Annotated in this window: 21 protein-coding genes; 12 read left to right on the forward strand and 9 right to left on the reverse strand. The window is 66.9% G+C overall.

Annotated features, from left to right (window positions below; translation table 11 throughout):
* Window positions 1–436: 436 nt before the first annotated feature.
* Entirely contained in the window at window positions 437–2,008 is a 1,572-nt protein-coding gene (locus EPO52_RS03180; protein ID WP_290802586.1) for an acyl-CoA carboxylase subunit beta, read from the reverse strand.
* A 148-nt stretch (window positions 2,009–2,156) separates the two neighbouring features.
* Here EPO52_RS03180 and EPO52_RS03185 point away from each other — a divergent pair, with 148 nt between their 5' ends.
* From EPO52_RS03185 to EPO52_RS03215, 7 genes are all read left to right on the forward strand, one after another.
* Complete coding sequence (locus EPO52_RS03185) at window positions 2,157–3,050, forward strand: biotin--[acetyl-CoA-carboxylase] ligase (RefSeq protein ID WP_290801834.1); 894 nt, start codon at window positions 2,157–2,159, stop codon at window positions 3,048–3,050.
* A 30-nt stretch (window positions 3,051–3,080) separates the two neighbouring features.
* The gene (locus tag EPO52_RS03190; RefSeq protein ID WP_290801837.1) at window positions 3,081–3,794 is read left to right on the forward strand and encodes a PH domain-containing protein; all 714 of its coding nucleotides are present in this window, start codon (window positions 3,081–3,083) and stop codon (window positions 3,792–3,794) included.
* 2 nt (window positions 3,795–3,796) lie between these two features.
* Window positions 3,797–4,015: a hypothetical protein gene (locus EPO52_RS03195; protein ID WP_290801839.1), complete on the forward strand. Its 219-nt coding sequence runs from the start codon at window positions 3,797–3,799 to the stop codon at window positions 4,013–4,015.
* 84 nt (window positions 4,016–4,099) lie between these two features.
* The gene (locus tag EPO52_RS03200; RefSeq protein WP_290801843.1) at window positions 4,100–5,236 is read left to right on the forward strand and encodes a 5-(carboxyamino)imidazole ribonucleotide synthase; all 1,137 of its coding nucleotides are present in this window, start codon (window positions 4,100–4,102) and stop codon (window positions 5,234–5,236) included.
* A gap of 66 nt (window positions 5,237–5,302) precedes the next feature.
* The gene (locus EPO52_RS03205; RefSeq protein WP_290801846.1) at window positions 5,303–6,682 is read left to right on the forward strand and encodes a glycosyltransferase family 1 protein; all 1,380 of its coding nucleotides are present in this window, start codon (window positions 5,303–5,305) and stop codon (window positions 6,680–6,682) included.
* A gap of 87 nt (window positions 6,683–6,769) precedes the next feature.
* A complete protein-coding gene (gene purE, locus EPO52_RS03210; protein ID WP_290801849.1) occupies window positions 6,770–7,279 on the forward strand; it encodes a 5-(carboxyamino)imidazole ribonucleotide mutase in 510 nt (169 codons plus the stop codon).
* Between the two features lie 11 nt (window positions 7,280–7,290).
* Window positions 7,291–8,640, forward strand: coding sequence for an LCP family protein (locus EPO52_RS03215; protein ID WP_290801852.1), 1,350 nt, complete (start codon window positions 7,291–7,293; stop codon window positions 8,638–8,640).
* 265 nt (window positions 8,641–8,905) lie between these two features.
* Here the strand turns inward: EPO52_RS03215 and EPO52_RS03220 are convergent, their stop codons facing one another.
* Genes EPO52_RS03220 through rfbB form a run of 3 tightly spaced genes read right to left on the reverse strand, consistent with a single transcriptional unit; the run spans window position 8,906 to window position 11,913 of the window.
* Complete coding sequence (locus EPO52_RS03220; protein WP_290801855.1) at window positions 8,906–10,045, reverse strand: glycosyltransferase family 1 protein; 1,140 nt, start codon at window positions 10,043–10,045, stop codon at window positions 8,906–8,908.
* Window positions 10,045–10,896, reverse strand: a complete 852-nt coding sequence (rfbD, locus tag EPO52_RS03225; RefSeq protein WP_290801858.1) for a dTDP-4-dehydrorhamnose reductase — start codon at window positions 10,894–10,896, stop codon at window positions 10,045–10,047. The genes EPO52_RS03220 and rfbD overlap by 1 nt, the downstream gene beginning before the upstream one ends.
* A gap of 30 nt (window positions 10,897–10,926) precedes the next feature.
* Window positions 10,927–11,913: a dTDP-glucose 4,6-dehydratase gene (rfbB, locus tag EPO52_RS03230; protein ID WP_290801860.1), complete on the reverse strand. Its 987-nt coding sequence runs from the start codon at window positions 11,911–11,913 to the stop codon at window positions 10,927–10,929.
* A gap of 93 nt (window positions 11,914–12,006) precedes the next feature.
* On the opposite strand from rfbB, the gene EPO52_RS03235 reads away from it, so the two are divergent.
* The 3 genes from EPO52_RS03235 to rfbA are packed head-to-tail and all read left to right on the forward strand — an operon-like array spanning window position 12,007 to window position 14,012.
* Entirely contained in the window at window positions 12,007–12,525 is a 519-nt protein-coding gene (locus tag EPO52_RS03235; RefSeq protein WP_290801863.1) for a GtrA family protein, read from the forward strand.
* Window positions 12,526–12,534: 9 nt separating this feature from the next.
* Window positions 12,535–13,152, forward strand: coding sequence for a dTDP-4-dehydrorhamnose 3,5-epimerase (gene rfbC, locus EPO52_RS03240; RefSeq protein WP_290801866.1), 618 nt, complete (start codon window positions 12,535–12,537; stop codon window positions 13,150–13,152).
* Window positions 13,149–14,012, forward strand: a complete 864-nt coding sequence (gene rfbA / locus EPO52_RS03245) for a glucose-1-phosphate thymidylyltransferase RfbA (RefSeq protein WP_290801869.1) — start codon at window positions 13,149–13,151, stop codon at window positions 14,010–14,012. Before rfbC ends, rfbA begins: the two co-directional genes overlap by 4 nt.
* A gap of 42 nt (window positions 14,013–14,054) precedes the next feature.
* Here rfbA and EPO52_RS03250 read toward each other — a convergent pair whose 3' ends face one another.
* The 5 genes from EPO52_RS03250 to EPO52_RS03270 all read right to left on the reverse strand — a co-directional run bounded on the left by EPO52_RS03250 (window position 14,055) and on the right by EPO52_RS03270 (window position 20,212).
* Complete coding sequence (locus tag EPO52_RS03250; protein ID WP_290801872.1) at window positions 14,055–15,035, reverse strand: NAD-dependent epimerase/dehydratase family protein; 981 nt, start codon at window positions 15,033–15,035, stop codon at window positions 14,055–14,057.
* Window positions 15,032–16,096 carry a glycosyltransferase gene (locus EPO52_RS03255; RefSeq protein WP_290801874.1) on the reverse strand — a complete coding sequence of 355 codons (1,065 nt, stop codon included), beginning with the start codon at window positions 16,094–16,096 and terminating at the stop codon, window positions 15,032–15,034. Before EPO52_RS03255 ends, EPO52_RS03250 begins: the two co-directional genes overlap by 4 nt.
* Window positions 16,097–16,098: 2 nt before the next feature.
* Window positions 16,099–18,420 carry a hypothetical protein gene (locus EPO52_RS03260; protein ID WP_290801878.1) on the reverse strand — a complete coding sequence of 774 codons (2,322 nt, stop codon included), beginning with the start codon at window positions 18,418–18,420 and terminating at the stop codon, window positions 16,099–16,101.
* A complete protein-coding gene (locus EPO52_RS03265) occupies window positions 18,417–19,265 on the reverse strand; it encodes a glycosyltransferase family A protein (protein WP_290801881.1) in 849 nt (282 codons plus the stop codon). The genes EPO52_RS03260 and EPO52_RS03265 overlap by 4 nt, the downstream gene beginning before the upstream one ends.
* A gap of 77 nt (window positions 19,266–19,342) precedes the next feature.
* Window positions 19,343–20,212, reverse strand: coding sequence for a decaprenyl-phosphate phosphoribosyltransferase (locus EPO52_RS03270; protein WP_290801885.1), 870 nt, complete (start codon window positions 20,210–20,212; stop codon window positions 19,343–19,345).
* Between the two features lie 382 nt (window positions 20,213–20,594).
* On the opposite strand from EPO52_RS03270, the gene EPO52_RS03275 reads away from it, so the two are divergent.
* Both EPO52_RS03275 and EPO52_RS03280 read left to right on the forward strand, forming a co-directional pair.
* Complete coding sequence (locus EPO52_RS03275; RefSeq protein ID WP_290801887.1) at window positions 20,595–21,557, forward strand: hypothetical protein; 963 nt, start codon at window positions 20,595–20,597, stop codon at window positions 21,555–21,557.
* A 68-nt stretch (window positions 21,558–21,625) separates the two neighbouring features.
* On the forward strand, window positions 21,626–22,756 hold the full coding sequence (locus tag EPO52_RS03280; protein ID WP_290801890.1) for a glycosyltransferase family 4 protein: 1,131 nt from the start codon (window positions 21,626–21,628) through the stop codon (window positions 22,754–22,756).
* The last annotated feature ends 9 nt before the right edge of the window (window positions 22,757–22,765 follow it).

A 22,765-nucleotide genomic window follows, 5' to 3' on the forward strand; every position in this document is an offset into this window, starting at 1 on the left:
TCGCGTGCCTCCCTCTGAAACCGAGCGAGCGCAGCTCGCTCGGCGCTGGCGTCGCAGCGACGATCCACCGGATCGTCGCCCCCAGCTCCAGCGCGCGGCGACGCGCTCACCTTGGGTCGTTGAAAACGGCCCCCGGTTTTCATGCGCGTGACGTCGTTCTGGCAGTGAAACCGACGCGTCCCCACCGTGCAACTACGCAAATGCGGCAGACCGACCCCTTATACGGCCCCGGTCTGCTTCATTCACGGAGTTACCCGGTCACGCGACCGAGAACCGGGGGCCGTACTCGCCGCGGTAAGGCTGCACGCACGCCAGGACGCGCCGCGCAAGCGGCACGGCGCGTCCTGGCGTGCGCGCAGCATGTCGCGCGCCGCCGGGCAAGGACCGGCGGCGCCTGGTGGTTCGACGCCGCGCAGCGGCATCGAACCACCAGCAGCTAAAGCGGAATATTCCCGTGCTTCTTCGGCGGCAGCGAGGCCCGCTTCGTGCGCAGCGCCCGCAGGGCCTTCGTGACCGAGACGCGAGTGGCCGCCGGTTCGATGACACCGTCGAGCTCGCCGCGCTCCGCCGCGAGGAACGGCGACGCGACGTTGTAGGTGTACTCGTTCGCGAGCTTCGTGCGTACCGCCGCCACATCTTCGCCCGCCTCCTCGGCGCGCTTGATCTCACCGCGGTACAGGATGTTCACCGCACCCTGCCCGCCCATCACGGCGATCTCCGCGGTGGGCCAGGCGAGGTTGATGTCGGCTCCGAGCTGCTTCGAGCCCATCACGATGTAGGCACCGCCGTAGGCCTTGCGCAGAATCACCGTCACCAGGGGCACGGTGGCCTCGGCGTAGGCGTAGAGCAGCTTCGCGCCGCGGCGGATGACGCCCGTCCACTCCTGGTCGGTGCCGGGCAGGTAGCCGGGAACGTCGACGAGCGTCAGGATCGGGATCGAGAACGCGTCGCAGAACCGCACGAACCGGGAGGCCTTCTCACCCGCCTCGATGTTGAGGGTGCCGGCCATCGAGTTCGGCTGGTTCGCCACGATGCCCACCGAGCGGCCCTCGATGCGGGCGAAGCCCACCACGATGTTGGGTGCGTAGAGCGGCTGCGTCTCGAGGAAGTCGCCGCCATCGACGAGGTGCTCGATGACGGTGTGCACGTCGTAGGGCTGGTTCGGCGAATCCGGGATGATCGTGTTCAGCTTGCGGTCGGCATCCGTGATCTCGAGCTCGACCTCGCTGTCGTACACGGGCTGCTCCGCCAGGTTGTTCTGCGGCAGGAAGCTCAAGAGGGCCCGCGCGTAGTCGAGCGCGTCGTCCTCATCCGAAGCCAGGTAGTGCGAGACGCCCGACACGCTGTTGTGCGTGAGCGCGCCACCGAGCTCCTCCATGCCGACGTCTTCTCCGGTGACCGTCTTGATGACGTCAGGACCGGTGACGAACATCTGCGACGTCTTGTCGACCATGATCACGAAGTCGGTGAGCGCGGGGGAGTACACCGCGCCGCCGGCCGCCGGGCCCATGATGATGGAGATCTGCGGGATGACGCCCGACGCGGCCGTGTTGCGGCGGAAGATCTCGCCGTACTTGCCGAGCGCCACGACACCCTCCTGGATGCGCGCGCCGCCGGAGTCGAGCATGCCGATGATGGGCACGCCGGTCTTCAGCGCCAAGTCCATCACCTTGATGATCTTCTCGCCGGCCACTTCGCCGAGCGAGCCGCCGAAGATCGTGAAGTCCTGGGCGTACACCGCCACCTGGCGGCCGTGGATGGTGCCGGTTCCCGTCACCACCGCGTCGCCGTAGGGCCGCGACTTCTCCATGCCGAAGGCGTGGGTGCGGTGCCGAACGAACTCGTCGATCTCCACGAACGAGCCGTGGTCGAGCAACTGCTCGATGCGCTCGCGGGCGGTCTTCTTGCCGCGCTTGTGCTGCTTCTCGATGGCGGCCTCGCCGGATGCCGTCACGGCTTCGTGATAGCGGTTCTTCAGATCGGCCAGCTTGCCCGCTGTGGTGTACATGTCGGGCTGCGTCGTCAGGTCTTCACTCACGCCGTTCACTCTACCGGCCAGTGCTCCGGCCTCCGCGTTGACGAAACCCTACAAATGCGGCTCCCGGGCTTGTGGATGGTCCGGGCGCGCCGCAGGGCGCCCCGGGTAGTTTGGGGCCATGGACCTGCCGCTCTCCGCCCCGCTCTCCCCCCGCCTCGTCTGGATGCCGGAGGCCGGCTCCACCAACGACGTGCTGGTTCAGGCGGCGGGCGGCACGGATTCGGCTGCATGGCCCGAGCTCGCGGTGGTGGCCACCGACAACCAGGTCGCGGGGAGGGGCCGGCTCGGCCGCACCTGGACCGCCCCGGCCGGGCGATGCCTCGCGGTGTCGGTGCTGCTGCGCCCCCGGATGCCCGGGGGCGAGCCGATCCCGGTGGAGCGCTGGGGGGTTCTTCCGCTCCTCGCGGGCGTGGCGATGGCGAAGGCGGTGACCTCTGCGCTGCAGTCGGCACCTCAGAGCGCGGAAGGCGCTCCGGATGCGGCGGACGCGCCAGCGGCGGCCACCGCCTCGCCGACTCCGGCTCCCGCTCCCGCAGCCGTCGCCGTCAAGTGGCCGAACGACGTGCTGATCGGCGAGAAGAAGGTGTGCGGCATCCTCGGCGAGCTCGTGCCCGGCGGTCTCGTGCTCGGTGCCGGCGTGAACCTGAGCCTCGGCGCCGACGAGCTGCCGACGCCGATGTCGACCTCGCTGACGCTGGCGGGAGCGGCATCCGGAGCAGCCACGGCCGACGCGGTGCTCGCCGGCTACCTGAGTGAACTGACGGCCTTGTACCGCCGCTGGCTCGCCGCCGGCGGCGATGCGGTCGAGAGCGGACTGCTCGCCGAAGCCGACGACTGGTCGGCCACCCTCGGCCGGACGGTGCGGATCGAACTGCCCGGCGGAACCTTCCGCACGGGCACGGCGCGAGCCATCGATGAGACGGGACGACTCGTGGTCGACCTGCTCGATTCCGCCGACCCGCTCGTGGTCTCGGCGGGCGATGTGACGCATCTCCGGCACAGCGACAGCTGAATCGGAGCATCCGGGGTGACAATGAGGCCCATGGCCAGACGTCCCCCGCCGCCCGCCACGAGCGACGACTCGTTCGGTGCGCTCCTGCGCGGTGACGCGCCGGGGTCGCCCGCGCGGCGCGATCCCGCCGCCACCGAGCGCTTCGGCTGGGGGGCCGCCGTGGTGCAGCCACCGCCCGCGCCCGCGCAGCCCCGGGCCCACCCGTCCGCGCCGGCCGGCCACGCCGCACACCCGGGCTACGGCGGGTACACCACCGCCGTCGAACCGATCCCCGAGACGGTGATCGCCCGCACCCGCCCGCACGCCAGGCGGCTCACGCTGCCCGTGCTCATCCTCTTCGCCACCGTCACGGCCTTCGGCTGGTACGGCGGCCGCTTCGCCGAGGAGTGGCAGAACTGGACGGCGCTGGGCGTCGCCATCGCCCTCGTGTTCTTCGCCACGCTGCTGCCATTTCTGGCCTGGCTCGGCCACCGCTATACCATCACCACCCGCCGCGTCATCGCCCGCCGCGGGCTCTTCGTGAGCCAGCGGCAAGACGTGTACCTCGCCCGCGTGAGCGACGTGCGGATGCGGCGCACCCCGCTTCAAGCGGCATTCGGCTCGGGTAACATCCGCGTGGTGGCGGGCCCGGAGCTCACGGTCGTGCTGCACGACGTGCCGAGCGCCCGGCTCGTGGCCGACCTGCTCGGCGAGCTCACCGAGCATCCGACCCCGATCGCGCCGCAGCCGCGCGGTACCCTATGACCATGTCGGACTCCACACCCACAGACTTCAACGGCGAGAAGCACGAAGAGATCTTCGTCGGCAATCAGCACGTGGCCAACGTGCGCAAGGCCCCGGGTCACGAGGGCGCCTTCGTGATCGAGGCCGTCGACGGCACGGTTCTGCACGAGGTGGAGCACCTGCACCTGGCCGAGGTCTGGGTGGCGCAACACGCCGACGACATCATCGGCCGCCTGACCTGACCCGCCGGGTCGCATGATTTGTCGCCGGATGCGCGTCTACGCGACATTTTCTGCGACCCCACGCGCACGGCCTAGGCTGGACGCGTGACTTTTCGTGTGGGTGTGATCGGCGGCGGACAACTCGCGAGGATGATGGTGCCCCCTGCCATCGAGCTCGGCATCGACATCCGCGTGCTCGCCGAGACCGAGGGCATGTCGGCGGCCATCGCCGCCACCGCGGTGGGCGACTACACCGACCTCGGCACCGTGCGGGCCTTCGCCCGCGATGTCGACGTGATCACCTTCGACCACGAGCACGTGCCGCAGGCGGTGCTGCGCGCCCTCGTCGAGGAGGGCGTCGCCGTCCATCCCGGCCCGGATGCGCTGCAGTTCGCCCAGGACAAGCTGCGCATGCGCGAGCGGCTCGGCGAGCTCGGCATCCCGATGCCCGACTGGGCCCGCATCGAGACGCCCGCCGAACTCGACGCGTTCATCGCCGACCACGGCGGCGAAGCCGTGGTCAAGACCGCGCGTGGCGGCTACGACGGCAAGGGCGTGCGCGTCGTGTCGTCGGCCGCCCAGGTGGAGGAGTGGTTCTTCGCCCTCGATGAAGACGGCCGTGGCGGCGCGCTGCTCGCCGAGGAGAAGGTCGAATTCAGCCGCGAGCTCGCGCAGCTGGTGGCCCGGCGCCCCTCGGGCGACGTGACGCTCTGGCCGGTGGTCGAATCCGTGCAGCGCGACGGCGTGTGCGCCGAGGTCTTCGCGCCGGCGCCGCGCTCGGCCGGCCGTGTCGCCGAGATGGCCGCGCGCATCGGCACCACCATCGCCGAGGAACTCGGGGTCACCGGTGTGCTCGCCGTCGAACTGTTCGAGACCACGGATGAGCGCCTGCTCGTGAACGAACTCGCCATGCGGCCGCACAACACCGGTCACTGGACCATCGACGGCTCCACCACCAGCCAGTTCGAACAGCACCTGCGGGCGGTTCTCGACCTGCCATTCGGCGCCACCGGGCACGTGGAGCCGTGGTCGGTGATGGTGAACATCCTGGGCGGCCCCGCCGACGGCGATCTGGATGCGCCCGTGGTGGCGGCATCCGCCGACCAGCCGACGGCGAAGATCCACCTCTACGGCAAAGAGGCGCGGCCGGGCCGCAAGATCGGTCACATCACCGTGAGCGGCGAGGAGCTCGACGAGGTCGTGTTCCAGGCACGGGCCGCGGCCGCGTTCTTCCAGGACTGAGGGGATCGACGACGGATGAGAGGTCCACGGGAAAGCCCGAGGCCCGTGCGGATCGTGGTGCACACGATGGAAGGTCTCGGCGCGAGAATGGCCGGGCCGGGCATCCGTGCCCTTCGGATCGCCGAGCACCTGAGCGCGCACGCTGAGGTGCGCCTTATTTCGTCGTCGCGAGCAGAGCTCGACGGCGAAGCGTTCGGAGTTCACCTGGCGGATGACGCGCAGTTGTTCGATCACGCGGCCTGGGCCGATGTCCTCATCCAGCAGCAGCCGCTCACGACTCTCGTGCCCGCCGTGCTCGACCTCGATGTGGTGGTGGTCTCCGATCTTTACGACCCGTTCCTGCTCGAGCAGTTGCAGCGCGGGCTCTACCTCGACGCGCCTGACTCGGCCGACGAGACCTCGCGCACAGTCGCGATGGTCAACGACATGCTCACTCACGCCGACTTCATCGTGTGTGCGTCCGAGAAGCAGCGCGACTTTTGGCTCGGGCAGCTCACATCGCTCGGGCGCATCAACGACCTGACGTACCGTGCCGATCCGTCGTTACGGAACCTGATCGATGTGGTCCCGTTCGGCATCGACGAGGCGCCACCCGTGCAGGAGCGTCATGGCATCCGAGGGGCGGTCGAGGGCATCTCCGAGACCGACAAGGTGGTGCTTTGGGGTGGTGGCATCTACGACTGGTTCGACCCGCTCACACTCATCCGTGCCGTGGAGTCGCTGTCTCGGCGGCACGACGACCTGCGGCTGTTCTTCCTGGCCACACAGCACCCGAATCCGGACATCGGCGCCATGCGCATGGCGGTTGACGCCCGCACGCTCGCCGCCTCCCTCGGCGTTCTCGGCACTTCTGTGTTCTTCAACGAGCGTTGGGTGGCGCACGACCGACGCGCGGACTACTTCCTCGACGCCGATCTGGGTGTGAGCACCCATCTCGACCATCTCGAGACATCCTTCAGCTTTCGCACGCGGCTGCTTGACTACCTGTGGGCGGGACTACCGATCGTGAACTCGGCAGGGGACGCGTTCGGAGGGGTGATCCGCGACGAGCGACTTGGACGGGTCGTGCCGCCGGGCGACGTGGAGGCGCTAGAATGTGCCCTCGAAGAACTGCTTTACGACGCAGATGAGGCGGCTCGGGCTCGGGCGGCCGTGGCGGCGTACGCGCCCGGACTGCGTTGGAGAACCGCCGTCGCGCCGCTGCTCGCGTTCTGCGCGAACCCGGAACCCGCTGCTGATCGGCGGCGGCTGCAGGTCGCCGGTGCGGCTGCGCGCGAGGCGCTGGCCATCGAGGCGCTGGCCTCCGCAGGCGAGCGGGCTGCCCTCCGGAGCGACGCCGACGCCCTGCGTCGCCGCGTGGTCGAACTCGAGTCGAGCACGTCCTGGAAGGTGACGGCGCCGCTTCGCGGTCTCATCCGTGCTGTGCGACCGGGTCGCGAGCACTGAAGCCGAAACTGTTCTCCCGGAACGCTCCTCCGAGCTTGCCCATCCGGCGCGTGCCGTTGCGGCCTTCTTCCAGAACCCGCACTTAGCATGGGGCTCATGCCCGAAGTGAAGCCCCTGGTGGGCGTCGTCATGGGGTCGGATTCCGACTTCACCGTCATGAGCGACGCCGTGCAGACGCTCTCCGATTTCGGTGTGCCCTGCGAGGTGCAGGTCGTCTCCGCCCACCGCACGCCCGAGGCCATGATCGCGTACGGCAAGTCCGCCCGTGAGCGCGGGCTCAAGGTCATCATCGCGGGCGCGGGGGGAGCGGCCCATCTGCCCGGCATGATCGCATCCGTCACCACGCTGCCCGTCGTGGGCGTGCCCGTGCCGCTGGCGCGGCTCGACGGCCTCGACTCGCTGCTCTCGATCGTGCAGATGCCCGCCGGCATCCCCGTCGCCACCGTCTCGATCGGCGGCGCGAAGAACGCCGCGCTGATCGCTGTCAGCATTCTCTCGACCTCGGATGATGGGCTGGCCGCCGCCCTCGACCGCTACCGCACCGGCCTCTCCGAGCTCGTCGCGCAGAAGAACGAAGACCTGCAAGCCCGACTATGACCACTGCGAACATGACCGGTAGCCCCATCCGCTACCCCGATGTGTCCTCCTCGAAGGTCATGACGGTGCGCGGGTGGTGGCTCGTGGTGCTGAACCTCCTCATCCCCGGCTCGGCCCAGGTGCTCGCGGGCAACCGCAAGCTCGGGCGCTTCGGGTTGGGGTTCACCCTCTCTCTTTGGTTCCTGGCCGTCGTGGGCGTGATCGTCTACCTGATCTGGCCACAGGTGATCTTCTCCATCGTCACGCTGCCCATCCCGCTCACCATCGCGCAGATCGTGCTGGTGGCGTACGCGGTGCTGTGGGTGATCCTCACCCTCGACACGCTGCGGCTCGTGCGGCTGGTTCGGGTCGGTCCGCGGGCGCGCCCCGCGCTCGCCGCGTTCTCGGTGCTGCTGCTCGTTCTCACGGCGGGCGGCGCGGCCGGCGCTGCATACTACGCGAACGTGGCCCAGTCGGGACTCGGCAGCGTGTTCTCGGCCTCGGCGCCGCCGGAGCCGCCGGTCGACGGGCGGTACAACATCCTCCTGCTCGGCGGCGACGCCGGCCCCGACCGCGACGGCATGCGACCCGACTCGATGACCGTGGTGTCGATCGAGGCCGACACGGGCCGCGCCACCATGATCGGCGTACCGCGCGACCTGCAGCAGGTGCCGCTCAAGGAGGGATCGCCGCTCATCGGCAGCGACTACGCGCCCGACGGCACCTACGACTGCGGCAGCGACTGCCAGATCAGCTTCCTCTACCCGCGGGTGATGGCCTACGACCAGGACCTGTACCCGAACGCGGAGGCCGAGGGCTCGAACGCGGGAGTCGAAGCCACGAAGGATGCGATCGAGGGCGCCCTCGACATCACCATCCAGTACTACGTGATGATCGACATGCAGGGCTTCTCCGACCTCATCGATGCGCTCGGCGGGGTCGACATCAACGTCACCGAGCGGCTGCCCATCGGCGGGGATGAGCAGCTCAACGAGGTGGAGGGCTGGATCGAGCCCGGGCAGCAGCACATGGACGGATACACGGCCCTCTGGTACGCGCGCTCGCGTCACTCCACGAGCGACTACGACCGCATGGAGCGCCAGCGCGAGCTGCAGACGGCGATCCTCCAGCAGTTCCAGCCGGCGAACGTGCTCACGAAGTTCCAGGGCATCGTGGAGGCGGGCACCCAGGTGGTGCAGACCAACATCCCGCAGTCGACCCTGGCCTACTTCCTCGATCTGGCGCTGAAGACCAAAGACCTGCCGATCGACAACGTCGAACTCACCCCACCCTTGATCGACCCGGAAGACCCCGACTGGGACCTCGTGCGCTCGACGGTGGCCCAGGCCATGGTGCTCTCGACCGCCACCACCTCCCCGTAGCGGCTTGCCACAAGTTGTGGCATGTGGCGGTCGCGCGCAACGTTGAGCGCCAAGTGGATGGGGCGGCGCGCGCGGGTGGGATCGGCTTGCCACAAGTTGTGGCAAGTGGAGCGCGCGTGCAACGTTTGGCGGCAAGTGGGTGGGGCGGCGCGCGCGGGGTGGGGTTGGCTTGCCACAAGTTGTGGCAAGGGGCGGGCGGGCGCAACGTTATGCGGCAAGTCGATGGGACGACACGCGCACTCGGCGAGGCCGCGACGCGGGACGGCTACAGGTCGGCGTGCAGCTGCCAGACCTTGTCGGCGCTGTCGCGCCACGAGAAGGCCCGTGCCCGGTCGAGCCCCGAGATGCTGAGCCGCTGGCGAAGCGCGCTGTCGCTCGTGACCGCTTCGATGGCGTCGGCGAGCTGGCCCGCGTACGCGTCGGCGGTGGTGCGCTCCACGACCTGCGTCGAACCCGCCGCCACCTCGAGCAGTGCCGGCACATCGGCGTGGATGACCGGAGTACCGAAGTTGAACGCCTCGATGAGCGGCAGACCGAACCCTTCGGCGAGGCTCGGGTAGACGAACACGGTGGCGCGCTCCATCACGAGCGCCAGATCGGAGTCGCTGAGGAAGCCCAGAACCCGGATGCGCGAGGCATCGACCCCCGCAGCGGCCGCGACCGTGGCCACGTCGAACTCACCCCAGCCCTCGGGCCCGGCGATGAGCAGCGGCAGGCCTCCGGTGGCGGGCAGCGCCAGCGCCTGGATGAGTGCCGCGAGCCCCTTGCGCGGTTCGAGCGTGCCCACGGCCAGGATGTACCGCGACGGCAGGTCGAGCTCCAGCGCCCGCACCGCGGGATCGGAGGGCAGCCGCAGCTCGTCGCTGACGGCCCCGCCGATCACGCGCACGCGGTCGCCGAAGTTGAAGTACCGCGAGAGCTCTTCGGCCACGGCGTGCGTCGGCACCACGATGGCGTCGGCATAGCGGTGCGCCCGCTTCGCCATGGCCCGGTGCCAGGTGACGCCCCGGGGCGTCAGGGTGGCCGGATGCGTCCACGGAACGACATCGTGGATGGTGACCGCGGTCTGGGTGCCGACGGCGGCCCGGCGGTTGTGCTTGCGCAGCGGCGCGAGCAGAGACGTGGCGTGCACCATGCCCTCGCCGGAGGACCCGATGATGCCGTGCTGCCAGGCGGCCGACAGCTCGCGGCGCGGCAGGGAGGCGCGGTGCAGGCCGGAGAGACCCGGGAGCTTCGCGGTGAGCTCGTCGGCCGTCTCCTGCGGAACAGCCGAGATGATGCCCTCGACGTCGCAATTGCGGGGCGCCGTCAGCACCAGCTGCTTGGTGAGCTCGAGGGTGTAGCGGCCGATGCCTCCGGGAACGGGAGCGACCAGTTGGTCGATGATCACCCGAAGCGTTGCCATCAGTCTCCAAAAACTCCCGAGGTCGCCGCTTCGTGCAAAGCGGCACGCCAGTCTCGCATGGGCTCTAATCCTGCTCGGGACCACGCGTCGTGCCCGAGTACGGAATACGCGGGACGCGGGGCAGGACGGACAAACTGCGAACTGTCTGTGGGCTCGACCTTAGCAGGATCGATTCCGGCTTCCTGAAAGGTTGCCTGGGCGAATTCGAACCAGGATGCCTGCCCGGAGTTGGTGCCGTGATACACCCCGGCAGGGGCATCCGAGTCGGCCAGCAGAACCAGCTGGCGGGCGAGATCGGCGGTCCAGGTCGGCTGCCCGACCTGATCGGCGACCACCTGCACCGAGTCGCGCTCGCGCCCGAGCCGCAGCATCGTGGCGGGGAAGTTGGCGCCGTGTTCGCCGTACAACCACGCGGTGCGCACGACGTAGCCGCCGGCGGGATTCAGCCGCAGAACGGCCTCCTCGCCCTCGGCCTTCGTGCGCCCGTAGGCGTTCAGCGGATGGCGGGGCTCGTCTTCCGGGTAGGGCGAGCCGGCGGTGCCCTGGAACACGTAGTCGGTGGAGAGCTGGAACAGCTTCGCGTCGTTCGCGGCGGTGGCTTCGGCGAGGGTGGCGGGGCCGACCGCGTTCACGCGGCGGGCCGTCTGCTCGTCGGTCTCGGCAGCATCCACCGCGGTGTAGGCGGCGCAGTTGAACACCACGTCGATGCCGGCGAGAGCGGATGCCACGGCGGCAGCATCGGTGATGTCGAGCTCGGCGCGCGAGAGGGCGACGACGTCACGGCCGGCGAGGGCGACCTGCAGGTCGCGCCCGAGCATGCCGGCCGCGCCGGTGATGAGGTAGCGCGTCATGTCCGCACGGAATCCGGGTGGAGGACGGGCTCAGACCAACGCGGCGCGAGCCTTGAGGGGCTCCCACCACTGCCGGTTGTCGCGGTACCACTGCACGACGTCGGCCAGGCCCTGCTCGAAGGGCACGAGTGGCTCGTAGCCGAGCTCGGCCTTGATCTTCGAGATGTCGACCGAGTAGCGCAGGTCGTGGCCGAGGCGGTCGGCGACGCGGTCGACGTACGACCAGTCTCTGCCGGTCGCATCCAGCAGCAACTGGGTGAGCTCCTTGTTGGTGAGCTCGGTGCCGCCGCCGATGTTGTAGATCTCGCCCGCACGGCCCTTGGTGAGCACGAGGGCGATGCCACGGGTGTGGTCGTCGACGTGCAGCCAGTCGCGGATGTTGTTGCCCTCACCGTAGAGGGGCACGTGCTTGTCGTCGATGAGGTTCGTGACGAACAGCGGGATGACCTTCTCCGGGAAGTGGTAGGGCCCGTAGTTGTTGGAGCAGCGCGTGATGGAGACGTTCATGCCGTGCGTGCGGTGGTACGAGCGGGCGAGCAGGTCGCTGCCGGCCTTCGAGGCCGAGTAGGGCGAGTTCGGCTCGAGCGGGCGGTCTTCGGCCCAGGAGCCCTCGGCGATGGAGCCGTAGACCTCGTCGGTGGAGACGTGCACGAAGCGGGGGAGGTTGTTGCGCAGCGCCGCATCCAGCAGCTGCTGAGTGCCCAGCACGTTGGACTCGACGAAGATCGAGGCGTCGCGCACCGAGCGGTCGACGTGCGACTCGGCGGCGAAGTGCACCACGGCGTCGAGACCCGGGAACAGGTCGTCGAGCAGCTGGCCGTTGCGGATGTCGCCGTGCACGAAGGTGAGGCGGGGGGAGTCCTTCACCGGCAGCAGGTTGTCGAGGTTGCCCGAATAGGTGAGCGCGTCGAGCACGACGACCTCGGCCCCTTCGAGACCCGGGTAGGCGTCTTCGAGAGTGCGGCGAACGAAGTTGGAGCCGATGAATCCGGCTCCGCCGGTCACAAGAATCTTCATGGTGGGGGGAGATCTCCTCGAATCGCGGTCACCCGATTCTAGCGGGAGGGTGTCGCGAGGCATTCTCAGGCGCGACCGCCTAGAGTGACACGCGTGACTCAGCAGGGCGAACCAGACGGTGAACAGCGCCCGGGACTCATCCTCCGGCTCGTCAAAGACCAGCGGATAGCGTTCCTCCTCGTCGGCGCCACCAACACCGGCGTGGGCTTCCTGCTCTTCATCTTCTTCGATCTGACGGTCGGCCAATGGCTCGACGCCGCGATGAACGAGACGATCGGCTCGCTGGGCGTGCTGTTCTGCGCCCATGTGATCGGCGTGCTCTTCGCCTTCGTGCTCTACCGCACGTTCGTGTTCAAGGTCAAAGGCCACGTCTGGCGAGACCTCGCCCGATTCGAGAGCGTCTACCTGGTGTCGATCGGCATCAACGCCGTGGTGCTGCCGATCCTCGTGAACATCGGCTGGAACCGCATCCTGGCCCAGCTCTCGATCCTCATCGTCACCACGCTCATCAGCTATTTCGGCCACAAGGGCTTCTCGTTCAAGAGGCCCGCGGAGGCCGCCACCGAGCTCGACCTGGAGCGCGAAGAGGGCATCGAACCGGACCGCCGGTAGACTCGCGGCGTGGAATTCCGCGAACTCAGCATCCCTGACAGCTATGTGATCACCCCGAAGCAGTTCGGAGACGACCGCGGGGTCTTCCTCGAGTGGTATCGCTTCGACAAGCTCGAAGAGGTCACCGGGCGCTCCATCGATCTCGCTCAGGCGAACACGTCGGTGTCGAAGCGCGGTGTGGTGCGGGGCATCCATTTCGCGCAGATCCCGCCCTCGCAGGCGAAGTACGTCACGGTCGCGCACGGCGCGGTGCTCGACTACGTCGTCGACATCCGGGTGGGTTCGCCCACCTACGGTCAGTGGGAGTCGGTGCTGCTCGACGACGTCGACCGCCGCGGTGTGTTCCTGGCCGAGGGTCTCGGGCATGCCTTCGTGGCGTTGACCGACGACACGGTCGTGAGCTATCTCGTGACGGCGACGTTCAATGCCGAGCGCGAGAAGGGCATCAACCCGCTCGACCCCGAGGTGGGGCTGGTCTTCCCGCCCGAGGCGGGCGAGCCGCTGTTGTCGCCGAAAGACACGGATGCTCCGAGTCTCGCCGAGGCGGCCGCATCCGGTCTTCTGCCCACCTGGGACGAGGCGAAGGCCTTCTATTCAACGCTCCGCAAGAGAGAGGACCGCTCGTGAAGGGCATCATCCTGGCCGGCGGTTCCGGCACCCGGCTGTGGCCGATCACGAAGGGCATCTCGAAGCAGCTGATGCCCATCTACGACAAGCCGATGATCTACTACCCCTTGTCGACCTTGCTGATGGCAGGGATCAACGAGATCCTGATCATCACGACGCCGGAGTACAACGAGCAGTTCAAGGCGTTGCTCGGCGATGGTTCGGCCCTCGGCATCCGTCTCGAGTACGCGGTGCAGGCGTCGCCGGATGGTCTCGCACAGGCGTTCATCATCGGCGAGGAGTTCATCGGCGACGACAGTGTCGCGCTGGTGCTCGGCGACAACATCTTCCACGGCACCGGTCTGGGCACGGCTCTCCGCAACAACGAGGGTTTCACCGGGGCTCAGATCTTCGCCTATCACGTGTCGAACCCGCGCGCCTACGGTGTGGTGGAGTTCGATGACGACAACGTGGCCGTGTCGATCGAGGAGAAGCCGGTCACACCGAAGAGCAACTACGCGGTGCCCGGCCTCTACTTCTACGACAACGACGTGGTGCAGATCGCGAAGACCATCGAGCCCTCCGCGCGCGGTGAGCTCGAGATCTCCACGGTGAACGAGCGCTACCTCGATGCCGGTACGTTGCGGGTGCAGGTGCTCGACCGGGGCACCGCCTGGCTCGATACCGGTACCTTCGAGTCGATGATGCAGGCCTCCGAGTACGTACGGGTGATCGAAGACCGTCAGGGCTTCAAGATCGGATGCATCGAGGAGATCGCGTGGCGGGCCGGCTGGATCGACGACGCGCAATTGCGCGCGCTCGCCCAGCCCCTCGTGAAGAGCGGTTACGGCAGCTACATGCTCGGACTGCTCGGCGAGTAGCCGGGCAGTCCGGCCGGGTCAGGCCAGGCCTGCCGAGACGGGTCAGCCCGCCTGGATGCCGCCGACGATGTCGAGCATCGTCGCATGGATGCCCGCGGGCAGCGGCGTGAGCGGCCGCTCGTCGAGCTCGGGCCAGACCACGGAGCGCAGCCGCAGGTCGAGTGCCTGCATCGACACCGTGGGCGAGCTGCCCAGCATGATGTTCGGGTTGTGCCGGGCGACGCCGCGGAAGTAGCCGATCAGCGAGCCGATGGTGACCGCCTGACCCGATGCGATGATCTTGACGACCTGCTGGGCCCGGGCATCCGGCGCATCGGCCGCGCCGCGCGCGACGCCGAGCCGGTCGATCCCATCGCAGATGAGCGCGGCACAGTCGGTGACGTAGATGTAGTCGCGCACCGTGTCGAGCGGCACAAAGATGTTCGCCGGGCTCGGTGAGTACTGGGCCTTGGCCATGTGCGAGATCAGGCCCTGCATCTTGCCGAGCTTCTGACCTGGTCCGTAGACGTTGGCGATGCGGCCGATGAGCAGCGAGATGCCGGAGCGCTCGGAGAACCGAACGGCCACCGCCTCCATCCGCAGCTTCGTGGCGCCGTAGGGCGACAGCGGAACGGGGGCGGTGTTCTCGGTGTAGGGCGGCGAGGCCGAGCCGCCGTAGACGCCACCGGCGGAGGAGGAGAAGAACACCGAGCCGCGCGGTGCGGCGGCTGTTCCGCCGGCCTCCTGGGCCACGACGTCGAGAACCGCGGTGAACTGCTCGATCTCGCGGTCGAGCTGCTCGGGAGAGGTGCCGATGACGCCGGCGCCGGCCGCCCAGATGATGCTCCAGTCGGCATCCGCCTCCGCGGCCTCGTGGATCAGGGCGCGCACGGCGGTGCGGGCGAGGTCGGTGACGGCATCCGGATCGGCCCACGGGAGGGCCGGCGAGGGAAACAGGGTCCAGCCCGGACGCTGGGCGACCTCGACCGCGATGGCGCCGCCGAGCAGACCGCCCGACCCCACCACCCACGCGATCCTGGTCACGCGGAGGTCTCTGGGCCGTCCGGCTGGCGGGATCCGCGCTGGAACTGATGGGCGCGGCCGAGGGGACCGGATGCCGGATCTGTGGTGATGAGGTACGGCGGCTTGCCCATCGCCATGTTCACATTGATGCCGATGTACTCGGCGATGATGCCGAGCGAGAACAGGATGACGCCGGTGCTCACCAGTACCAGCACCGTGGTGGAGGCCCATCCGGCCGGAACCTCGGAGGAGGCGAGACGGGCGATGAGGATGTAGAGCGCCACGAACGCGCCCACCACGGCGAAGAGCACGCCGAGCACGCTGACGATGCGCAAGCCCCGGGTGCCGCTCGAGAGCACCATGCGCCAGAAGTGGGCTATGAGGCGCGGGAGCGAGTAGCCCGACGGACGGTCGCCCTCCTGGCGGAGCGTGACGGGGGCTGTGGCCACCTTGTTGGCCACCCAGCTCATGGCGATGTCGAGGTAGACGCCCGAGCCCGAGTAGGCGGCGACGCTACGGGCGATCGACCCGAGAACGAGGCGGTAGCTCTGGAAGCTCGCCGCGCTGCCGCCGCCGGCGAAGCGGGTCAATACCCACTTGGCGCCCTTCGAGGCGGTGTTGCGGAAAACCCCGTGGGGCGGGGGGTTGATCGGCTTTGCATAGACGACCGCCGCCTGCTCGCGGAGTGCTGTGTCGAGAAGGGTGCCGATTTCGGTGGGGTCGTGCTGGCCGTCCTCGTCGAGCGTGACGATCCACTCACTGCCCGCGGAGGCCATTCCCGCAAGGGTGGCGGCATGTTGACCGGAGTTCTTGCTGAGCCATACCGCTCGAACGAATTCATGCTCTGCCGCGAGTCTGCGCAGCACTGTGGCCGAGTCATCCGGACCGTTGTCGAATACCAGGAGCGTTTCACGAACAACCCACGGGTAGCCCTCGGCGGAAGATTGGATAGTGGTGAGAGGCAGAATCTCCCCGATCAAGTCATCGAGAGTTCTTTCGCCCTGATAGACCGGGATCACGATCGATATCTCGTGCGGCCGGATACCGGCCGTATTCAGTTCATCAACCACGGGAGTCGACATTATCACGGGCCCGATGCGGGAGCTTCGGAAGGCAATCCATCGAGAAAGGCTTGCAGAAGCCCATCTTGCGAGGTGACGTGCGATATCTCGATCGTCACGGGTGCAGAGCTGCTGGACCCAGCGGCCTGGAGGCGGACTTCGCTGGAGCCAGGCTCGAGCACGAAGGCGTGAGAGACTACGACGCCCTCCTTCCCTGCGGCCACTGTCGTCGACTGGCCGTCAGGATAGGTGACGGTCACGTCGCCTGCAGTATCCGGCAGGGACACGGTCATCGTCAACACCACCGGAGTTGCGGAACCTGTCGGATTCACAAGCGTGAAGGCCGGATTGACTGATTTCGAATGAACCGATGTTCCTGCTGTGAGATCCGAAGTGGTGAATCCCGTGAAGTCCGGCTGGAGAAAGGGAGTGACGGGCACCGTTATCCGGGACGCGATCGCATCGAGTTCTGCGGGGTCCACTTCGCTCTCAAGCGACTGCCGGATGGGTCTCAGGTCGAAGAACTCCCACCGGCCGTCTTCGCTGGAGAGCGGCTCTCCGGCGATCGAGCGGAGGGCGGGCTCCAGATCGGTGTCGCCGCCGCGAAGCGCCGCAGTGTCGAGCAGGATGCCTGATGCGCCGGCGGCAGCGGCAAGAGTTGCGATCTCGGACGGTGGTCGTTCCGACAGCCCCTCGGGCCACTCCGACGCTGGACGGCCCTTGATTCCACCTTGCGTCCAGCGGATGCTCGTGGAGTGGAGATAGGGGATCAGTTCTTCGGAGCTCTCGATCCCCGTCGGTGACGTCGATTCCGGGTAGGGCACGAAGGGTAGCTGCAAGACCATCGAATCCGCCGGGAGCTCTGACTCGATCGAGGAGAAGAACTGATCCTGCATCTCGTACTGCTGCTCGATCGACGCGTAGGACGCACTCGGATCACGAGGGGTTTGATCGACGTAGGCCACGCCGATCAGTCCAATAGATACGACGGCGACGAGCGCCACGCGCCACGCGCGACCGAGAGCGGCGCGAGTGACGAACCTCTCGACGACGATGTGAAGCACGACACCGAGGACGGCTAGAGCCAAGGCGGCGATCACGATCGACATCCGATTCCAGCCTCGCAGCGCATCTGTGAGGAACGAGATGAAGGTCGACAGTCCACCGACGGTCGAGAAGAGGAATGCGATGAAGATCAGCGCGGAGAGATGGCTGATGGTGACGGATCGCGGAGAGGCTCTGCGCAAGCCGCGCCTACCCAGGGAGACCGCGGCGTAGGCGAGGAATACGAGCGCGATGACCATGCCGACAGCGCCGAGCAGTCCGAGGGCGGGCTGTTCCGAAACCAGGGGGTACGACGAGTCGTAAGCGGACCTGAGCGACTGCAACGCATCGATCCTGTGACCGGGCCACGGGAGGAGGAGCTGGCTGAGCTTGAGCGCGTAGATCTCCGCTTCAGCATGACCTCGCAGAAATCCGCCCAGGTTCGGGCCGGCGGTGATCGAGTAAAGGATGTCGGGTGCCATGTTGATCAGCATCACCACGACGGTCACCACACCGATTCCGGCGGCACCGAAGAATCGTCGCCAGCTGCGGTCACGAATGAGAACGAGGAGGCCGACAGAGGCGAGGAGTAGGAGGAAGAAGACCGAGTAGTAGGTGGAAGACGTCGCGAGCAAGGCCACCGCCACCACAGCGAACGCGCCTCGACCGGTTAGAACGCCAACTATCCGCCATCGCGACGGCCGGGCGGTCCAGAGGGAATCGCCGCGCAGGATCATGATCAGAAGCCCGAGGCCGAGCGGGATGCAGTAGTACGATGCGAGCCACAGGTGGGCTTCGCCTCTCATGAAGTGGTAAGGGGCGATAGCGTAGGCCACGGACAGGGCCACGGAGATCGCGGGCATGATCCTGCACAGCCGGAGGAGCCAGAAAGCCGACAGCGCCGCGAGCAGAAAGCCTGCAAAGAAGTAGAAGTTGATCGCGACCGGCCAAGAATCGGTGAACAGCCCGATAATCTTGGCCGCGATCATGTGCAGATTGTCTGCGGTGGGGAAGTCATTGTAGACCTGGCCGGACGGTGCACCCAGTGAGGGCTGGTACTCGTACCAACCTTCCTCGAGGACGGTCTTGAAGTGCGCCGCGGTCGAGAGACTATCGCCCTGGTAGAGCCACGGAATATCCAGCCGCGCTGACCATAGGGCGAGCGCGAAATAGGTGACGACGCTGGTGACCCCGGCGGTAAGGGCGTACCACGGGGCATCCGAGCGCAGAAGTCGCCAGAGAGAGGCCGATGGCATCGGGCCGCGGGAACCCGAGGAGTCGACTTCGGTGGATGAGCTCACACGGTCACCTTCATTCGCGCGCGGAGGCGCCAGTAGACGATCCTGCGGAGACGGGCCAAGACAGCCGCCCTGGCATTTCCGATTGCAACGTCGCGCGCGGAGACAACGTCCGGGTGTTCGACTCGCACCCACCGGTGGAATGCGGCAGCCTGGCTCGACTGCTCTTGTGCCAATTCCACGCTCCACTGGGTGTCACTCAGACGGAACGCGGCGAGCGGCACGTCCACCGTGACGAGCGACCCCTGCAGGAGTACTCGTGCATAGGTCGCTTCATCGATCAGGTAGGGGAATCGAGGGTCCCAGAGACCGATCTCGACAAGGGTGGAGCGGCGGATCAGAACGCAGCCCGGCTCACCGAAAAGGTTCGTTCCTGCGGCCACGGTGCGGCGGACGGCGGCCGCACCAGGGGTCGTGCCCGTGAGTCCTCCCAGTCCTCTGTTCGAGATCACCACGGCGCCTCGAGCATCGATGATGTCCCGAGGTGATGCGACCATGGTAACCGAGGGGTCGGTCTCGATGGCCTGGAGCTGGAGGCGGAGGTTGTCGGGGTACACCAGATCATCGCCGCAGACGAGCTTGATGTACTCGCCCTGGGCCGCCTCGGTCACGCGGTTCCAATTGCGAGGCGCGCCCCCTCCCGCGGGAGTGGTGAGAATCGTGACGCGCGGGTCGTCGGCGTACCGCTCGATGATCGCCTTCGTGTCATCGGTCGACGAGTGATCAGCGATGATCAGCTCGAAATCGGTGAACGTCTGCGCCAGCACCGATTCGATCGTCTCCGCAATGAAGTCCGCGTTGTTGTACGCGGGGATGACCACCGAGACCTTGGGGGTAGCCGTCACCACGAAGCGGCACCCGGCTGATTGAGATTCACAGACGGGATACTACTTGGTTGTTGCTGAGTGGATGAACTCATCTCACCTCAGCGGAACACGACAGAAAGGCCGAATACGACAAGCCACACCAGACCGAGACCGAGGAGCCACCGATCGCCCAACACTGTGTCTTCGGGAGCGCCGGCTGTTCCCTTGTCGATGCTGTATGCATAGCGCAGGATGGCCATGCTGAACGGGATGATCGAGACGGCCGGGAGAATGTGGGTGTTGAGATCCCCCAGTACGAAGGCCCACAGCGAGTAACTCACCATCGCGACACCCGCTGACATCGCCCAGACGAAGCGGAGGTAGGACGCGGAGTACTCTTCGAGCGATCTCCTCGTGGCGGCACCGCTGCCTTCCATCTTGATCTTCTCTGAGAACCGCTTGCCCGCGACCATGAAGAGGGAGCCGAACGCGGCCACCAGGAGGAACCACTGGGACACCGGGATCGACAGTGCGATCGCCCCGGCGATGGCCCGGATCAGGAATCCGCTCGACACGATCACGAGATCGATCACGACCACGTGCTTGAACCAGATGCAGTAGGCGATCTGGATCGCTTCATAGAGCACGACGACCGTGAAGAATCCGATCGGGGCGAAGAGGAGGGCTGCAAGCGGGGCAACGACGAGAAGGATGATGCCCGCCGTCCACGCGATGGTGATGCTGAGTTCGCCTGATGCGATCGGCCGCCGCCGCTTCTCCGGATGCTGACGGTCGGATTCGACATCGAGCAGGTCGTTGATGAGGTACACACCCGATGATGCAGCGCAGAAGACCACGAACGTGAGCGTGATGGGCAGCCAGACAACGGGGTCGAACAACACTCCGGCGGCGAGTGGTGCGGCGAAGACCAATACGTTCTTGAGCCACTGGCGAGGACGCATGGCCCGGACGAGGGCTGGAGCTTTCACGACAGGTCCTTCTCCAAATGGCTGAGCGGATAGGGTGGCTAGGGTTTCCGCCCACTGCCCTTAGGACTCTACCGTGCCAACTCGACCGCCCCAGGATGCACGCGTGCGCACCGCGGTCGTTGGTCTCGCAGCGCTCGTGTCCGGGGTCGGTAGCTATGTGCTCCTGATCGTCGTGTCCCGCAGCACGAGCCAACTCGCATATTCCGAGTTCGCGGTCTTCTGGTCGCTCACCGTCACCATCGGACTCGGTATCTTCTACCCAGTCGAACAGGAGACTGCTCGGGAGGTCTCAGGGCGATCGGATGTGCGTAGCGGCGGCCTCACGCGGTTCGTGCTCTCAGCGGCCGGAGCTCTGGCAGCTGCGGCGACCCTACTATCACTCGTGCTCTTCACCCCTCTTGGATTGGCATTCATCGGACTTCCCGGCCTGGTGATCGCCCTCATTGCGTCGTTCATCGCTTATGCCGTCCAGTTCCCGCTTCGAGGCTTGCTCTCCGGCAGTGGCCTGACCACGACCTATTCCGGGGTCATCGCGACAGAAGGGTTGCTCCGGATCGTGCTCCCGCTCGCGCTGGCATTGCTCGGGGTGACCAATCCGGTTGTGTTCGCGTTCGTGGTCGCAGTAGCCGCCGCCGTGGCCGTTGTGCCCGCGCTGCTGGGCTCCGACAGATCCTGGCTCGTCCACACGGCGCCGCGCCGACGGGTCTTCGCTTCGCAGGCCGGCCGTCTGATCGTGGCGGCACTGTCGATCCAGCTCCTCCTCAACAGCAGTACGTTGCTTGCCAAGGCGGTCGCTGAGGGCTCAGACGGCGTGCTCGCCGGGCAGATCCTCACCTGCCTGTCGATAGCTCGAATCCCGATCTTCGTCTACCAGGTGGCTCAGATCCTCTATCTTCCGCGGTTGGCCGGGGAATGGACGAAGGGGGAACTTCGCTCCGTGCGGCGCACTCTGGCGATCGCTCTTGCCGCGGCAGTCGTCGTGGGCGTTCTCATCACAGGAGGCATGGCGACACTCGGTCCCTGGATCACGTCGCTCCTATTCGGCCCGGACCTCGTTCTCTCTCTGCAAGGCACGGTTCTCGTCAGCGCGGGAGTTGCCTTCTTCATGGTGGCCGTCGTCGCGTCCGACGGAGCGGTCGCCTTGGGAGCGCACACCCTCGTGCTCCGCTCCTGGGTGGTTGCAGTGCTCTGCGCTATCCCGGTGGCATTGTTCGCCGGCGACCTGCTGCTTCGCGTCACCGGTCCCTTCATCGTTGGCGCCCTTGCCGCCTTCCTGCAACTGATCGCGGGGGTTGTCCACCGCTACCGGCGCCGGCTCAGAGACCTAGAAGGTTCTGCTCGTTAGTATTGGTCGGATCGCGAGGCCGATCCGCCGAGCGTGGGGATGTCCTCCCGCGGCAAGAGGGGACTGCAATGAAGAAGCGCTATGACGTCGTGATGGCGTTGAACTACTATGCGCCGTACGTCAGCGGCTTGACCGAAGCGGCGCGCGTCGTCGCCGAGTCGATGGCGGCTGAGGGCAAGAAGGTTCTTGTCGTCACCTGCAGGCATGACTCGACGCTTCCCACCCGCGAGGTCGTGAACGGAGTGATGGTTCATCGCACCCCGGTCGTCGCACGCATAGGGAAAGGACTCATCAGTCCCCTCTTCGTTCCCGCAGCGATCCGATTCGGACGGATGGCCCACGTCGTCAACCTCCACCTGCCGATGATCGAGAGCGGGCCGATCTCCGTCGGTCTGCGAGGAGTGCCGATTGTGCTCACCTACCAGTGCGACATCTCGCTCCCGCCGAGCGTGTTCAACCGCCTTCAGTCGACGGTCATGGACTGGTCGAATGCGATTGCCATGCGACTGAGTTCGGCGATCGCCCCATCCAGTGACGACTACGCCCGCGCGTCGCGCTTGGCAGCGCTCATCGTGCCTCCGAAAGAAGTTCCGATCTCCCCACCTACGCGACTCCGTGACGGTGGAAAGCCGTCGTTCCGTCGAGGTGACGGGATGCACGTGGGATTCTTGGGCCGATTGGTTGAGGAAAAGGGTCTCGAGTATCTTGTGGAGGGCTTCAGGAAATTCGATGATCCGGAGGCCCGACTCCTCATCGGCGGCGACTATCTGAAGGTCGCGGGCGGCAGTGTGGTGGAGAAGGTGCGTGCCGCGATGGGGAATGACACCCGCATAGAGCTCCTCGGCTTTCTCGCCGACGATCAGCTCGATGACTTCTACGCGTCTCTCGATGTCTTCGCGCTGCCTTCGGTCAATTCCTTCGAGGCCTTCGGCATCGTGCAGGTCGAGGCAATGAAGGTCGGGGTCGCGGCGCTCGCATCGGACCTTCCGGGCGTGCGCACCCCTGTTCGCAACACAGGGTTTGGAGTGGTCGTCGCGCGAAAGAACTCCGGCGCCATCACGGAGGGGTTGAGAGAGCTCGCTGCTTCACCGCCCGACCGCATAGCCGGAGCGGCCGCTGCGAACCACTGGTACTCGGACGAGATCACCACTCGGGAGTACTCCGAACTCTTCGATCGCGTGCGCGCGGATGGGAAGTAGGCCGACATC

Source organism: Herbiconiux sp. (assembly GCF_004297105.1).
Classification (GTDB): Bacteria; Actinomycetota; Actinomycetes; order Actinomycetales; family Microbacteriaceae; genus Herbiconiux.